Below are 16,547 nucleotides of genomic sequence, written 5' to 3' on the forward strand. Positions count from 1 at the left end.
TATGATTAAGAAAATAAAATTATTACCTATTGTACTTTTTGTTATAATTACATCTTGTAGTAGTAGCGATGATGGCGCTGGTGCTGTATTGCCAACACCAATTCCTAATACAGCTCCTACAGCAGTAAATACTCTAAATTATCCTACGGCAGATTTACTTTGTATAGACAGCAATGTTAATTTTCAATGGGCTGCAGCAACAGATGCCGACGGAGATACTATAAATTATAGATTAACTATAGCATTAGATAGAAATCAAACAAATATTGTAGAGCAACTAACAACGACTAGTACAAATCAAACTGTATCATTACAGCCAGGTATTGCTTATTATTGGAATGTAATAGCTTTTGATAGTCAAGATGAAGCTACAGCATCTCCTACTTATGCTTTTTATACAGAAAGTGAAGGGCAGTCTAATTACGCTCCATTTGCAGCTTCTTTAAATGCTCCAGAGTTGGAAGCCTCTATAGACGCTGGAACCGTTACTTTAGATTGGACTGGAAGTGATGTTGATACTACCGATACGTTAACGTACGATTTATATTTTGGAGAAACAACAAATCCATCTATAACACAAACAGATGTGTCAACTTCTACATTTAATGTTACAACCGTAGCGGCTACTACTTACTTTTGGAGAGTAGATACTAAAGATGGAAATGGTGTAAAAACAATAGGTCAAGAATGGTCTTTTAGTACAAATTAAAAGACTATATAAACTAAAAATATTTGGCAGGCTATAATTTTTAGTCTGCCATTTTTTTTAAAAAAAGACTTAAGCTTTTAGGATCTAATTCTATAGATTTTTGTAACTCTAAAATTGTACCATGTTCTATAAAATTATCTGGAATTCCTTTAACATGTACCTTATTATCGTAATTTTCATCTGAAGCGAATTCTAAAATAGAACTTCCAAATCCTCCTTTTATACAGCCGTCTTCAATGGTAATAATAGTATTATATTTTTTAAATATAGAATGAAGTAAATTTTTATCTAAAGGCTTAACAAAACGCATATCGTAGTGAGAAAAAGAAGAGCTGTTTTCTAATAATTCTAGTGCATTAGTTATATTATTAGCAATACTTCCAATAGAAAGGATAGCTGTTTTAGTTCCTAATTTAATACAGGTGCCTTTACCAATATTAATTTTAGTAAATGGTTGTTTCCAATCAATAATACTGCCGCGACCTCTAGGATAACGAATAGCAATAGGATGCTGTAACCCTAACTGTGCCGTGTACATAATGTTTCGTAATTCTATTTCATTTCTAGGCGCAAAAATGTGAAGATTTGGAATACACCTTAAATAAGCTAAATCAAAAACACCATGATGTGTTGCTCCATCCTCGCCAACTAAACCAGCCCGATCTAAACAAAAAACTACAGGTAAATTTTGAATAGCAACATCATGAATAACTTGATCGTAAGCGCGTTGTAAAAAAGTAGAATATACATTACAAAAAGGAATCAAATTTTGTGTAGCCATTCCTGCAGCAAGTGTAACAGCATGTTGTTCTGCAATACCAACATCAAAAGCACGCTCTGGAATTTCATCCATCATAAATTTTAAAGAACTACCAGTGGGCATTGCAGGTGTTATACCTACAATTTTATTATTTTGCTTAGCTAATTCTACAATAGTATGCCCAAAAACGTCTTGAAATTTAGGAGGTTGTACAGTTATTTCTTTGCTATATAAATCACCTGTTTTAGCATCAAATCTTCCGGGAGCATGATATACAACTTGATTTTCTTCAGCTTGCCTTAAACCTTTACCTTTAGTTGTTATAACATGTAAAAATTTTGGGCCTTTTATAGTTTTTAGACGTTCGAGTTCAGAAATTAAAAGAGGTAAGTTATGCCCATCAATGGGACCAGAATAATTAAAATTTAAAGCTTCAAAAATGTTATCTTGTTTTTGAGTGCCTTTTTTAACATTTGTTAAATATTGCTTAAGTGCTCCAACACTTGGGTCAATACCTATGGCATTATCATTTAGTATAACTAATAAATTACAATCTGTAACACCAGCATGATTTAAGCCTTCAAAAGCCATGCCGCTAGCAATAGATGCATCTCCAATAATAGCAATATGTTGCTTCTTTAAATCGCCTTTTAGTTTAGAGGCAATAGCCATACCTAAAGCTGCAGAAATAGAAGTAGAAGAGTGGCCTACGCCAAAACTATCAAACATACTTTCGGTACGCTTAGGAAAACCACTAATGCCATTTTTTTGTCTATTAGTATGAAACTCGTTTTTTCTGCCAGTTAAAATTTTATGTCCATATGCTTGGTGCCCTACATCCCAAATTAATTCATCTTTAGGAGTGTTAAATACATAATGCAAGGCAATAGTTAACTCTACAACACCTAAACTAGCACCTAAGTGGCCAGCTTTAGCAGCAACTGCTTCGATAATGAATTCCCGAAGTTCTAAAGTTAAAATACTTAGTTCTTTTTGGTTTAACTTCTTTAAAGAAGCTATAGAATTAATAGTATTTAAAAGTTGATTTTGCATTTGTTGTGTAAAAAGAGTGTAAAATTATTAAAAAGACCTATTAAAACTGTATAAATTAACAATAAAACACTAGTATTAATGTAATAATTGTAAGCTACTTGCTATATTTGCGACCTCCCTATAAGATATCTATAAATTATACAATATTATGAAGAAAAATTACATTGCAGGAATACTAACAATTGTATTTTTATTTACAATTCAATTAGTACAGGCACAAAACACTTTAAATAATAACCAGTTTGGATCACTTATTCAAAATTGGTTAAACCAAAATAAAGAAAAATATAATTTAGTTGAAAGTGATTTGTCAAGTCTGATAGTAAATGATAGTTATTTTTCAGAAAAAACTAAAATTAATCACATTTATATAAATCAGGCATATCAAGGTGTAAAAATTCATAATGCAATTTCAAATGTTGCAATAAAAGATAATTATGTTTTTCATTATACTAATGGATTAATTAATAATATTTCTTCTAAAGTTAATACTCTAGTTCCAGTTGTAAATGCAGAATCAGCAATAAATATAGTTGTCGATTTTTATAATTTAGGGACTGTTTCTAATTTAACTTTAATTAGTAATAGAGATAATAATTATGTTTTTAATAATGGTAATATTTCTCAAACAGATATTCCAGTATCATTGGTTTTCCAAAAAACTAATGATAATTCTATAAAACTTGCTTGGGATTTAAGTATTCATGCATTAAACGGTAATAACTGGTATAGTGTAAGGGTAGATGCTGTAACAGGTGAAGTTTTAGATACTAACGATTGGATTGTAAAATGTAATTTTGAAGATGAAAATCACAAAAACCATTTACATACAACTAATAATAACCATGCTTTAAATTTATTTAAATCTTCGGCTACGATAATGGCAGATGGTTCTAGTTATAATGTTTTTCCTATACCTGTTGAGAGTCCAAATCATGGATCAATTCAATTAATTACAGATCCTGCAGATGATGTAGCTTCTCCTTTTGGGTGGCATGATACAGATGGCGCTTCTGGAGCAGAGTTTACTACAACAAGAGGTAATAATGTTTGGGCGCAAGAAGATATTTCTGGGAACAATAATAATTTAGGCGCTTCACCAAATGGTACAGCTACTTTAACGTTTAATTTTCCTTTTAATAGTAATCAAGACCCGAGTGGATATATAGATACATCTATTACTAATTTATTCTATATGAATAATTATATGCATGATGTGTGGTACCAATATGGTTTTAACGAAGTTTCAGGTAATTTTCAAGAAAACAACTATGGAAATGGTGGTTTTGATGGAGATAGTGTAAATGCAGATGCACATGACGGAAGTGGTATAAATAATGCCACTTTTGGTACTCCACCAGATGGTTCTAACCCAAGCATGACTATGTTTTTATGGTCTGCATCTGGAGCAGCTACAGGATTCCCATTAACAGTTAATAATGGAACATTAGCAGGAGGTTATAATTGTGGTACAGCTAGTTTTGGAGCACCTTTGCCTCCAGCACCACTTACAGCAGATGTAGCTTTAGTAGTAGATAATAATTTTGGGCAACCAGCTTCAACAGATGTTAATGATGCTTGTAACACAATTATTAATGGAGCAGCAATTAATGGAAAAATTGCTATTGTAAGAAGAGGAGTGTGTGAGTTTGCAAGTAAAGTTTTAGCAGCAGAAAACGAAGGAGCAGTAGGTGTTATAGTAGTAAATAATGTTTCAGATCCTTTATTAACTAATATGGCAGACGGAGCAGTAGGAAACCAAGTAACTATTCCTTCGGTTTTGGTTAGTCAAGCAGAAGGAGAAGCAATTATTGCAGCACTTTTAAATGGAGAAACAATTAACGCATCTTTAGTTTCAGTTGGTCCATACCAAAAAGATGGTAGTTTAGATAATGGTATTGTTGCTCATGAATATGGTCATGGGATTTCAACAAGATTATCTGGCGGACCTTCTAATTCTAGTTGTTTAACTAATCCAGAACAAATGGGAGAAGGTTGGTCAGATTGGTTTGCTTTAATGTTAACAATGAAAGCTACAGACTTGCCAGAAACTGGTAGAGGTATTGCAACTTATGCAGTTGGTCAAGCGGTTGATGGTAATGGTATTAGACCAGCACAATATAGTACAGATTTTGCAGTAAATAATTATACGTATAATGCTACAAACGATAATACTTTTTTAGGTAACGATCAAAATGGAAATCCAGTTTATTGGAATAGAGTTGTCCATAATATTGGTTTTGTTTGGGGAACAGTTTTATGGGATTTAAATTGGGCTTACCAAAATAAATATGGTTTTGATGCAGATTTTTATAATGGTACTGGAGGTAATAATAAAGTTATGCAACTAGTTATAGACGGATTAAAATTACAAACTTGTAATCCAGGAATGGTAGATGGAAGAGATGCATTACTTGCCGCAGATATGGCTTTAACAGGAGGAGAAGACCAATGTTTAATTTGGGAGGTTTTTGCAGCAAGAGGATTAGGGTTTAATGCATCGCAAGGTACTTCAAGTAATATGGAAGATCAAGTAGAAGATTTTACTATGCCACCTTCTACAGATCCATCTTTACAGAACTGTACAAGCTTAAGTGTTGATGAGTTTAATGTGAGTAGTCAATATTCTATATACCCAAATCCTGCAAATAATGTAGTTAATATTAAGGTTAAAAAGAATTTTGGAGAGGTAACAATGACATTAACAGATATTAATGGAAGAGTGGTGTTAACTAAAAACACTAATTTATCTAGCGAATCTCAGTTAAATATTAGTTCATTACAATCTGGAATGTATATTTTAACTATTAAAGGAGAAGGTATTAATACGAATGATAAGATTCTTAAAAATTAGAAATAATTTTTAAATAAATACTCAAAAGGCAATCGTTTTACGGTTGCCTTTTTTATTTTTATAATATGATAAAACCATACGACGATAAGTATTTTATGCAAAAAGCATTACAAGAAGCCGAGGAAGCTTATGCAAAAGGCGAAATTCCTGTTGGTGCTGTAATAGTTATAGATGATAAAATAATTGCCAGAGCGCATAATTTAACCGAGCTTTTAAACGACGTAACTGCTCATGCCGAAATGCAAGCAATAACTGCGGCGGCTAATTTTTTAGGAGGTAAATATTTACAAAATTGTACATTGTATGTTACTTTAGAGCCTTGCCAAATGTGTGCAGGAGCTTTATATTGGAGTCAAATATCTAAAATAGTTTATGGCGCAAGAGATGAAGAAAGAGGTTGTATAAATTTACAAACTAAGCTGCATCCTAAAACAAAGTTAGAAGGTGGAATATTAGCCGAAGAAGCATCTAGCTTAATGAAACGCTTTTTTATAGAAAAACGAAATTTAAATTAACGTCGTTTGTCGCCTTCACGCTTACGCATTTTGTCTAAATTCTCTTTGTTAAGCATATAATCTTTAGGATTTTTATCTTTCCACCTATACCAAGAAAATAGTGGTATAACAATAAAAAAGAAGCCTAAAACACCATAACCTATAAGTTTTTTAGAGTACGCTAAATTAAAAGCAAAACCACAAATTACACTAATAAGAGTGATAATAAAGAAAAACCAAATTATATATTTCATAAATGCAAAATTACAATTTAATATTAAGAAGAAACATTAATTAATTGTCTTCTGTAGGCAGTTAATAATTTAGATTTTGATACAAAACCTATATATTTTTCATCTTTAATAACTGGTAAATTCCATGCGCCAGAGTCTTGAAATTTTTGCATAACAGCCTGCATAGAATCTTTACCATAATCTATTTTATCTGGCGGATTATGCATTAAAGATTCAACTAAAGTACATTCGTATAAAGATTGGTCAAACATTATATCGCGAACGTCATCCAGTAAAATTATACCAGATAAGTTTCCGTTTTCCGAAACAACAGGAAATAAATTTCGTGTTGATTTTGCAACACCTTCGTGCAGCATTTCTCCTAAAGTCATTTTAGGATTTAATAGAGCAAAGTCACTCTCAATTATAGAGTCTAAAGTCATTAATGTTAATACATTTTGATCTTTATTATGTGTTAAAAGCTGTCCTTTTTCGGCAAGTTCTCTTGTGTAAATAGTATAATCTATAGTGCTTTTTTTTATGCTAAAAGATATGCCAACTGCAATCATTAAGGGTATAAATAACTCATATCCACCAGTAATTTCAGCAATTAAAAATATAGCAGTTAAAGGTGCGTGTAAAACACCTGCAATTAAACCAGCCATACCAATTAATGTAAAATTTGTTTCGCTAACATTAAAACCTAAACCAATATTGTTTATCACTTTTGCAACAGCATTACCAAGAGCACTACCCATAACCATTGTTGGAATAAATATACCACCAACACCACCAGCAGCAAATGTTGTAGTCATGGCAACCGCTTTAAAAATAGTAATACCAATAAGTAGTGCTATTACTACCCATATATTTTGATTAAAAGCATCAAAAGGTGTTTTTCCTAAAGCTAGAATGTGGTTTCCTGCAAGTAAATTGTTTATAAATCCAAAACCTTCACCGTATAAAGGCGGAATGAAATACAACATAATACCAATGGCTAAACCGCCAATAATTAATTTTTGAAATGCTGTTTTAAAGCGTTCGAAAAATTTTAAAATTGCAAAATACATTTTTGTAAAATATACAGATGCAAAGCCAGTTCCAATTCCTAAAACGGCATAAAAAAGGATATCATTTATTTGGAATTTATCTGAAAAATTAAAATTAAAAAGTAAATCGTCTCCTAAAAAAAAGTATGATGTAATTACAGAAGAAACTGATGCTATTAGTAATGGTAGTAAAGAAGCAAAAGTTAAATCTAAAGCAAAAACTTCTACAGCAAAAATTATGGCTGCAATTGGCGATTTAAAAATAGAAGATATTGCTCCTGCCGCGGCGCAACCAATTAATAAAGTTCTAGTTTTCCTATTAATATGAAATAACCTGCCTAAATTAGAACTTATTGCAGATCCTGAAGAAACTGCTGGACCAAGTAATCCTACAGATCCACCAAAACCAACCGTTAAAGGAGCAGCAATTAATGGAAAATATATTTTGGAACGTTTTAAAAATCCGCTTTTACGTGTAAGTGAAAATAATACCGAAGGTATAGCATGTTCAATAGGTTTTTTACTAATATATTTTACAAATAAATACACTAATAATAAGCCTATAACAGGTAAAATAAAATACAACTGATTTTGAGAAAATACAATACCTTTTGCTAAAAGTGCTTCAATTGTAAATGTTATGTTTTTAAGAGTTACTGCTGCTAATCCAGCTAATAAACCAACTAAAGCACTTAAAATAAAAGTAAAGTTTTTCTCGGAAATATTTTTATATCTCCAAATAAGAAAACGTTTTAAAAGTGTTTTTTTAGGCATCAATTAAATGTAATAAAAAATCCTGCAATTTGCAGGATTTTTTATTTTTATGATTGTAAGTCTAGTTTTAAATTTAATTCTTTAAGTTGCTCTTCGTCAATAGGAGCAGGAGCATCAATCATGACATCGCGACCAGAATTGTTTTTAGGGAATGCAATAAAATCTCTAATGGTTTCTTGTCCGCCTAAAATAGCCACCAATCTATCTAAACCAAAAGCTAAACCTCCATGTGGCGGTGCTCCATATTCAAAAGCATCCATTAAGAAACCAAATTGAGCTCTGGCTTCTTCTTCACTAAAGCCTAAATGTTTAAGCATAATGGCTTGTGTTGCTTTGTCATGTATTCTAATAGAACCACCACCTATTTCGTTACCATTTAAAACTAAATCGTAAGCATTGGCTTTTACTTCTCCTGGTTTAGTGTCTAATAATTCTATTTGACCTGGTTTTGGAGATGTAAATGGATGGTGCATAGCGTGGTAATGCCCAGTTTCTTCATCTAACTCTAATAATGGGAAATCTATTACCCAAAGTGGAGCAAATACTTTTGGGTCTCTTAAACCTAAACGTTCTGCTAATTCCATACGTAAGGCACTAAGTTGTGCTCGTACTTTATTTGTCTCTCCAGAAAGTATACAAACTAAATCACCTGCTTTAGCACCTGTAACTTCTGCCCATTTAGCTAAATCGTCTTGATCGTAAAATTTATCTACAGAAGATTTAAATGTTCCATCTTCATTACAACGAGAATAAACCATACCTAAAGCACCAACTTGTGGACGTTTTACCCAATCTATTAATTTATCTATTTCTTTACGTGTATAACTATTTCCTCCAGGAACGGCAATACCAACTACTAATTCAGCATTATTAAAAACACCAAAATCTTTGTGTTGTGCTACTGCATTAAGCTCGCCAAACTCCATTCCAAATCTAATGTCTGGTTTGTCGTTACCATATAAACGCATTGCATCATCATAAAGCATGCGTGGAAATTTGTCGATTTCAACACCGTTTACTTCTTTTAGTAAATGTCTTGTTAAACCTTCAAAAACATTTAAAATATCTTCTTGCTCTACAAATGCCATTTCACAATCAATTTGTGTGAATTCTGGTTGTCTGTCTGCACGTAAATCTTCGTCTCTAAAGCATTTAACAATTTGAAAATATTTATCCATACCACCAACCATAAGCAATTGCTTAAATGTTTGAGGCGATTGTGGAAGTGCGTAAAACTCACCTTCATTCATACGAGAAGGTACCACAAAATCACGTGCGCCTTCTGGTGTAGATTTAATTAAGTAAGGTGTTTCTACTTCTATAAAACCATCGTTAGAAAGATAGTTTCTAACAGCTTGTGTTACTTTAGCTCTAAATATTAAACTGTTTTTTACAGGATTACGTCTAATATCTAGGTAACGATATTTCATTCTAATATCTTCACCACCATCGGTTTTGTCTTCAATTGTAAAAGGTGGTAAAAGAGCTTCGTTTAAGATATTTAATTCTGAAACTAAAATCTCTATTTCTCCTGTTGGAATATTTGGGTTTTTAGAAGCACGTTCTATTACTTTTCCTTTTACTTGTATTACAAACTCACGCCCAAGTTCTTGAGCTTTTTTAAGTAAGTCTTTACTTGTGCGTTCTTCATCAAAAACAAGTTGAGTAATACCGTAACGGTCGCGTAAGTCTACCCAAACAATAAAACCTTTATCTCTTGACTTTTGCACCCAACCAGATAAGGTAACTTCTGTATTTATATGTTTTGCAGTTAATTCACCGCAATTATGACTTCTGTACATAGTGTGTTTTTATAAGGTGCAAAAATAAAAAATCCGAAGCATTTACTTCGGATTTTTTTTATTTATATATTATAATTAATTCTCAATTTTAGGTTGTGCAGCTATTTCAATTTCTTTAAAAGCTTCACCTTCGTTGGCTCTTAAAGGTTGAGAGGTAAATTTAATGCGCATCCACATTTTAAGTTTTATACTTAAAAAGAATAAAATTGGTACAACTATTAGGGTTAAAAACGTGGCTACAATTAATCCGTAAATAACGGTCCATGCTAGTGGTCCCCAAAATACTACGTTATCTCCTCCCATATAAATGTTAGGATTAAAGTCTGCAAACAGTGTAAAGAAATTAATGTTTAAACCTATAGCTAATGGAATTAATCCTAAGATTGTTGTAATAGCTGTAAGTAATACGGGTCTTAAACGTGCTTTTCCAGCTTTAACAATACTATTAAAAAGGTCTTCGTTTTTAAGATAATCTGTTTCCTCTAGGTTTAGTTTATTTTTCTTTCTATCTATTAATAATTGTGCATAATCTAAGAGTACCACACCATTGTTTACTACAATTCCTGCTAACGATATAATTCCTACCATAGTCATCATGATAACGAATGCGCTACCAGAAATTACTATTCCTCCAAATACACCAATAAAACTCAAGAAAATAGCTATCATAATAATAGTAGGTTTAGAAACTGAGTTAAATTGAAATATTAAGATGAAGAAAATTAAACCAAGACCAGTAAAAAATGCACCCATTAAGAACGCCATTTGTTTATTTTGTTCTTCAATTTGTCCTGTGTAATCAATATGAATATCTTCAGGTAAACCTTCAAAACTTTTCATTTCATTTTGAATTTGAGTAACAATAGCACCAGCATCTGTAAAACCTGGAGCTAATGCAGAATATACAGTAACTACACGTTTACCATCTTTGTGTTTAATGGCATTAAATCCAGAGTTGTTTTTTTGTTTTGCAACTGCAGATAATGGTATTTCTTTTAACTGTCCTGTGTTGTCTCTAAATGTTATGTTCTGATTGAATAAAGCGCTTGTATTGTATCTATTTTCTTCGTTAAAACGAACGTAAATATCGAAATCATCACCGTCTTCTTTATAAATACCAGCTTTAGATCCAAATATCGAATTTCTAAGTTGACTACCAATTTGGTTAGCGGTAACTCCTAATTCACCTGCTTTTTGTCTGTCTATTTCAACAAGCATTGTTGGCTTATCTTTATTAACATCTATCTTTAACTCATCAATACCAGCAACATTTTTAGAATTTATAAACTCACGCATTTTTTCTGCTGTAGATATAAGTTCAACATAATCGTCACCTTCAATCTCAATATTAATTGGAGAACCAGCAGGTGGCCCATTTACATCTTTCTCTACAGAAATTAATACACCTGGATATATACCAACTAATGCTTCTTGTACTTTTTGACGTAACAACTCACTATCTTCACCACGACGATATTTGTATTCACGCATAGAAGCAGTAATTTTTGCTTTGTGTGGCATTTCTGCTGAAGAACCCGAATCTGTATTAGGATTTCCTGCTCCTTCACCAACTTGAGATACAGCACTTTCTACCATAAAGTTTCTGTTGCCATCCATATATTGGTTTTGGTTAATTACGTTATAAACACGTTTTTCTATTTGCTTGGTAATAGCATTTGTTTTTTCAATAGCTGTTCCTTCAGGATATTCTATGTATACAATAATTTGATTAGGCTTATTGTCTGGAAAGAATTCTACATTAGTACGTTGTGTAGCTAATGAAATGCCGAAAGCTATAAACGCTGCAATAAGTAACAAAAAGGTACCCACACTTAAAAAATAAGGTTTTCTTTTTGATAGAGCCCAACGCAACTGTCTTTCGTACCAAGACTCAAGTTTTACTAAAGATTTATTTTGAAAGTTATTTGCCCATTTTCTAATAAAGAAGCGGTACACCCAAAGCATTATAGCGGTAAATACCATTATTGTTCCTAAACCTCTGTAAGTACCTCCAAATAGTAGAATAAGTATGCCTGTAACGCCAATAATAATTGTTATTTTAATAATTTGACTTAGTGGCATATCTTTATCTTCAATAGTCATATATCGAGATACTAAAACCGAATTGAAGAATATAGCAACAAATAAAGAGGAACCTAAAACAATGGAAAGTGTTATAGGTAAAATTTTCATAAATTCTCCCATTATACCAGGCCAAAGTCCTAATGGTACAAAGGCAGCTACGGTTGTTGCTGTAGAAATTATAATAGGAAAAGCAATTTCTCCAATTCCTTTTTTGGCAGCTTCAATTCTACTCATGCCTTCTTCTTCCATCAATCTGTAGACATTTTCAACAACAACAATACCGTTGTCTACAAGCATACCGAGTCCCATAATTAGTCCAAAAAGTACCATTGTATTTAAACTGTAACCAATAAGGCCTAATATCATTAGAGACATGAACATAGACATTGGTATAGCAAAACCAACAAAAAGTGCATTTTTAAATCCTAAAAAGAACATTAAAACGGTTACAACAAGTATAACACCAAAAATAATATTATTAACTAAATCATCAACCTGACCTATTGTTACAGGAGATTGATCATTAGTAATAGATACTTCTAAATCTTGAGGGAATACATTTTCTTTAGCTTCTTTTACAATAACTTGAATTTGCTCTGCAGCTGCCACCATGTTTTTTCCAGCTCGTTTTTTAACATCTAGCATTACAACTGGCTTTCCAGACTTTCTTGCATAAGTTGTTTTGTCTTCTTCTTTAAAAGAAACAGTAGCAACGTCTTTTAGGTAAATGGCATCTCCGTTTTCAGATTTTACAACAAAATTTTCTAATTCTGAAGGTTTTTCAATTTCTCCAATTATTCTAATAGTTCTTCTCTGGCCACTTGTTTTTAAGTTTCCGGCAGATTGTGTTACATTACCATTACCAATAGCTCCAAGGATATCGCTAAAAGTTACTTTTGCTGCCATCATTTTATAAATATCAACGGCAACTTCTACTTCTTTTTCTTGAGCACCTCTAATGTCTGCTTTCTTTATTTCTTGTAAATTTTCAATTTCATCTTGAAGATACTCGGCAAAATCTTTTAACTTTTCGATGGTGTAATCTCCAGAAATGTTAATGTTAAGAATTGGCATTTCTTCAGATAGACTTAATTCAAAAACATCTGGTTCTACTTTTGCGCCGTTAAATGTTGGCCAATCTTCGTTAGATGTTTCTGTGTCTATCTCGTCTTTTACTTTTTGTAAGGCTCTTTCTACTGTAATGTTTTCATCAAACTCTACAATTAACATCCCATAGTCTTCTTGAGATGTTGAGGTTGTTTCTACAACATTACTTACTGTTTTTAGTTTGTCTTCTAGAGGATCTATAATTAGTTTTTCTATATCCTCGGCTGTATTTCCTGGGTAAACTGTGCTTACGTAAATTTTTGTTTCATTTACTTCAGGAAAATTTTCTCTTGGCATACTAAAAAAGGCAGATATCCCTAGGTAGAAAAAAACAGCAATAAGCACATACATTGTGGTTTTGTTGTTTATTGCCCACGATGACCAACTAAACTCTTTTTCAGTATTTTTTTTATTATTATTAGTCATTGTTTTCTTCTTTATAGTTAATTACTTCTACAGATTGCCCATCTTTTACACTACGAGCACCTTCTTTAATAATCTCTGTACCTTTTTCAAGATTTTTTAAGACTTCAATAACATCGCCTTGGGTTTTTCCTGTTTCAATAATTACTCTTTTTGCAGTACCAATTCCTTTTTCATTTTTACTTTCTACGACGTAAACATATTGCTCTCCATCTGCGTTTTCAGAAATTACACTTTGTGGAATTAGTATGGCGTTTTCATTAGTATAATCATTAATTTTTAATCGTGCAGTTAAGTTTGGTTTAATAGATTTATCTTTATTAGGGATTTCTACTTCAACTTTAAATGTTCGGTTTGCAGGATTTATAAAGTCTCCTGCTTGTCTAACTTTTGTTTCTATTGTTTTGTTTAATACAGGAATGTTAACCGTTACATTTTTACCTTTTACAACATCTGAAACGTAACGTTCTGGAACCTCAGTTTCAATATACATATTGTTAAGATTTACAATGCGTAATATAGGTGTTTGTCCTGCGGCAACAACACTACCTTGTTCTGTAATAACATCGTCTATGGTTCCAGAAAAAGGTGCTCTTACAGTAGTTTTAGAAATTTGTTGTTTTAATTGGTTTATTGCTTCTTGTTGAGATTCGTAACTAGATTTTGCTTGTAGATATTGAATTTCACTTCCTATGTTTTGGTTCCATAGTCGCTTTTGACGTTCGTAAGTGGTTTTTGCTAAATCTGTTTGAATATTTAATTGAGCTAATTGTTGGCTTAATCCACCATCATCAATTTTTGCTAAAACTTGACCTTTACTTACTTGTTGTCCTTCTTTTACGTATACATTTGTTAAAATACCATTGTATTCTGGTGTTATAGTAAGAAGATTTTTTGTAGTAACATTTCCTTGAAGTTCTAATACGTGTTCAAATTTTTCTGTTTGTGCAGAAAAAGTTGTTATTAATGGAACGTGTTTAGTTGTGTCTAATTCTTTAATTTTATTGTCTAAAAGTTTAATTTCATCGTTAATAGCTTGTTGCTGGTTTACTAACTCTCCTCTTTTTGTGCGTATAGTTTCTAGATTGTTGCTTTCTAAAACTTTTTCAGTAGAGTTTTTTTGTCCTTTCCCGCAAGAGGCTAAAAGTATAGTGATAATTAATATTGAATATATATTTTTCATGATTGATTAGTTTAGTATAATTGTATTTAATGCTGTTTCTAAAGTTGCTTTGGTATTAATAACATCTAACATTGCTTGAAGCAATTCTTGTTGTGCAGAGTAAAGTTGAGTTTGTGCTTGTCTAAGCTCAAAACTAGAACCAATTCCTTCAAAAAATTTAGTTTGGTTTTTTGTTTCAATACGTTCTGCTAAGGCTAAATTTTCTTTTTTGTTTTGATAATCTTCAATAGCAAATTGATAGTCACTTTTAGCAGATGCTATTTGGAGTTTTATACGTTGTTCGGTTTCTGTAAGCTCTGTTTCTGCTTTTTCTAAATTAATTTTAGCACGTTGTGTTGCTGCATTTCTCATACCAGAGCTAAAAATTGGAATGTCTAAACTTACTCCAAATACCGAAGATCCAATCCATCTTTGAGAACTGTTAGCAAAACTAAATGTGTCGCTATATGCAGCGTAACCTCCATTTATAAATGCGTTTAAAGTAGGTAAGGCTTTACTTTTTTCTAACTTTACTAATAACTCTTTTGATACTTTATCGTTTTCTGCAATTAAAAAGTCGATAGTGTTTTCAACATTTTCTTCTACTGTTAGCAGGTTTAAGTTTACATTTTGAGTTGTTAAGTTTTCTAAATCATCAGTTAATACTATTGGTGAATTAAGATCTAGACCAATGGTAATATTTAACATTTGATATGCTAAAGTTTTTAATCTATTTGTGTTGTTTAATTGACTCTCGACACTTGATAATGTAATTTTAAGTTGTTCTACACTTTCTTCTTCTTCAAGACCGTTTTCGTAAATTTTATTGGTTTCAAACAAGTTTTTTTCTAAAACTTCAATGTTTCTGTTTAAAATTTCAATACTTTCTTCGGCTAGTAATACATTGCCATAAGCATCAATTACAGATTTTCTAACCTCTAAATCTGTTTTTGTTTTTGCATTTTTAGAAATTTCTAAAAAAACTTTTGCAGACTGTAATCCCACTAGGTATGAGCCGTCAAAAATTTTCTGATTTAATGTGGCAGTTGCAGTAATATTTTGAGGGTCTCCCAAAACAAAATCTTCGTCAATTCCATCTCCATTTAAATCTACAGGAGTAACCTGTTGCTTAATAGCATTTTGATAATTTATTCCTGCGCTTATTTGTGGTAAACCTGATGCTGTTGTTTCCCATTTTTGTTGTTTTGCGGCTTCAATATCTTTAGTCGCATTAATTGCTGTTCTATTATTTTCTAAAGCAAAGTCAATTGCTTCTTGCAGCGAGAGACTTTTAGGTTGTTCTTGAGAAAAACCTATTTGGTAAATAAAGAATACGATTAATAATGTTAGTGTATTTTTCATTATTTATTTTGATTTATTTTTATTTGATTTAATTTTTCTAATCCTTTTATAGAGCAAATACCACCTAGGTGATATTCTAAATAATTATCCATTAACATAGATATCGAGAATTTTTCTGCAGGAAAAAGTGTTTGGTCTTTTAAAGATATCATGTTGTTAAAGTAAAGTCTTGCAACAAAATCTGTATTAATTGTATCTCTATAAATACCTTGAGCTACACCACGTTCTAAATTTTGAGTAACACAGCTTAGCATTTTCTCGAATTGCTTGTTTTTTAAATTTGCATAAATTTTAGGGTAGTATTTTTGAAGTTGAAATTGAGGAGAAGATTTTTCATCTTTTAAATGATGCATAATAAATTGTTTAATTTCATATACTTCCTCAATAGGATTTTTGTTTAATTCACAAATACTATCAATGCCACACGAAATCTGTTCAAAAACACTCATGGCAGTAGCTTCTACTAATTTTGTTTTGTTTTTAAAATGCTGATATATGGTTTTTTTGCTAATACCCATTTCATTAGCAATATCATCCATAGTCACACTTTTAAAACCTAAGTTTAAAAATAGATGTGAAGATTTTAATATAATTTTCTCTTTCATAAGTTCCTAATCCAAATAGGTAGATGTCATATTTATTTTTGTGCAAATATAGTTATGGAAACTTTAAAAACCCAA

At 31.6% G+C, this 16,547-nt stretch carries 11 protein-coding genes; 3 read left to right on the forward strand and 8 right to left on the reverse strand.

Annotation, left to right across the window (positions count from 1 at the left end):
* The first annotated feature begins 1 nt into the window (after position 1).
* Positions 2–709, forward strand: coding sequence for a hypothetical protein (locus tag BWR22_RS02525; RefSeq protein ID WP_076731866.1), 708 nt, complete (start codon positions 2–4; stop codon positions 707–709).
* A 40-nt stretch (positions 710–749) separates the two neighbouring features.
* On the opposite strand, the gene BWR22_RS02530 is transcribed toward BWR22_RS02525, so the two are convergent.
* Positions 750–2,522 carry a 1-deoxy-D-xylulose-5-phosphate synthase gene (locus BWR22_RS02530; protein ID WP_076731867.1) on the reverse strand — a complete coding sequence of 591 codons (1,773 nt, stop codon included), beginning with the start codon at positions 2,520–2,522 and terminating at the stop codon, positions 750–752.
* A gap of 148 nt (positions 2,523–2,670) precedes the next feature.
* Here BWR22_RS02530 and BWR22_RS02535 point away from each other — a divergent pair, with 148 nt between their 5' ends.
* Positions 2,671–5,376: a T9SS-dependent M36 family metallopeptidase gene (locus BWR22_RS02535; RefSeq protein WP_076731868.1), complete on the forward strand. Its 2,706-nt coding sequence runs from the start codon at positions 2,671–2,673 to the stop codon at positions 5,374–5,376.
* A gap of 65 nt (positions 5,377–5,441) precedes the next feature.
* Positions 5,442–5,891 (forward strand): nucleoside deaminase, encoded by a 450-nt coding sequence (locus BWR22_RS02540; protein WP_076731869.1) that lies wholly within the window; start codon positions 5,442–5,444, stop codon positions 5,889–5,891.
* Here BWR22_RS02540 and BWR22_RS02545 read toward each other — a convergent pair.
* The 7 genes from BWR22_RS02545 to BWR22_RS02575 form a co-directional block, all read right to left on the reverse strand.
* Positions 5,888–6,124, reverse strand: a complete 237-nt coding sequence (locus BWR22_RS02545) for a hypothetical protein (RefSeq protein ID WP_076731870.1) — start codon at positions 6,122–6,124, stop codon at positions 5,888–5,890. The genes BWR22_RS02540 and BWR22_RS02545 overlap by 4 nt on opposite strands.
* A gap of 23 nt (positions 6,125–6,147) precedes the next feature.
* The gene (locus BWR22_RS02550; RefSeq protein WP_076731871.1) at positions 6,148–7,926 is read right to left on the reverse strand and encodes a chloride channel protein; all 1,779 of its coding nucleotides are present in this window, start codon (positions 7,924–7,926) and stop codon (positions 6,148–6,150) included.
* Between the two features lie 47 nt (positions 7,927–7,973).
* Positions 7,974–9,728, reverse strand: coding sequence for an aspartate--tRNA ligase (gene aspS / locus BWR22_RS02555; RefSeq protein ID WP_076731872.1), 1,755 nt, complete (start codon positions 9,726–9,728; stop codon positions 7,974–7,976).
* A 75-nt stretch (positions 9,729–9,803) separates the two neighbouring features.
* Positions 9,804–13,346, reverse strand: coding sequence for an efflux RND transporter permease subunit (locus tag BWR22_RS02560; RefSeq protein WP_076731873.1), 3,543 nt, complete (start codon positions 13,344–13,346; stop codon positions 9,804–9,806).
* Positions 13,339–14,526, reverse strand: coding sequence for an efflux RND transporter periplasmic adaptor subunit (locus BWR22_RS02565; protein ID WP_076731874.1), 1,188 nt, complete (start codon positions 14,524–14,526; stop codon positions 13,339–13,341). The genes BWR22_RS02560 and BWR22_RS02565 overlap by 8 nt, the downstream gene beginning before the upstream one ends.
* 6 nt (positions 14,527–14,532) lie before the next feature.
* Entirely contained in the window at positions 14,533–15,867 is a 1,335-nt protein-coding gene (locus tag BWR22_RS02570; RefSeq protein ID WP_076731875.1) for a TolC family protein, read from the reverse strand.
* Positions 15,867–16,472 carry a TetR/AcrR family transcriptional regulator gene (locus BWR22_RS02575; protein WP_076731876.1) on the reverse strand — a complete coding sequence of 202 codons (606 nt, stop codon included), beginning with the start codon at positions 16,470–16,472 and terminating at the stop codon, positions 15,867–15,869. Before BWR22_RS02575 ends, BWR22_RS02570 begins: the two co-directional genes overlap by 1 nt.
* Positions 16,473–16,547 lie beyond the last annotated feature (75 nt).

The sequence above is a fragment of the Lacinutrix venerupis genome (genome assembly GCF_001971745.1).
Taxonomy (GTDB): Bacteria; Bacteroidota; Bacteroidia; order Flavobacteriales; family Flavobacteriaceae; genus Lacinutrix; species Lacinutrix venerupis.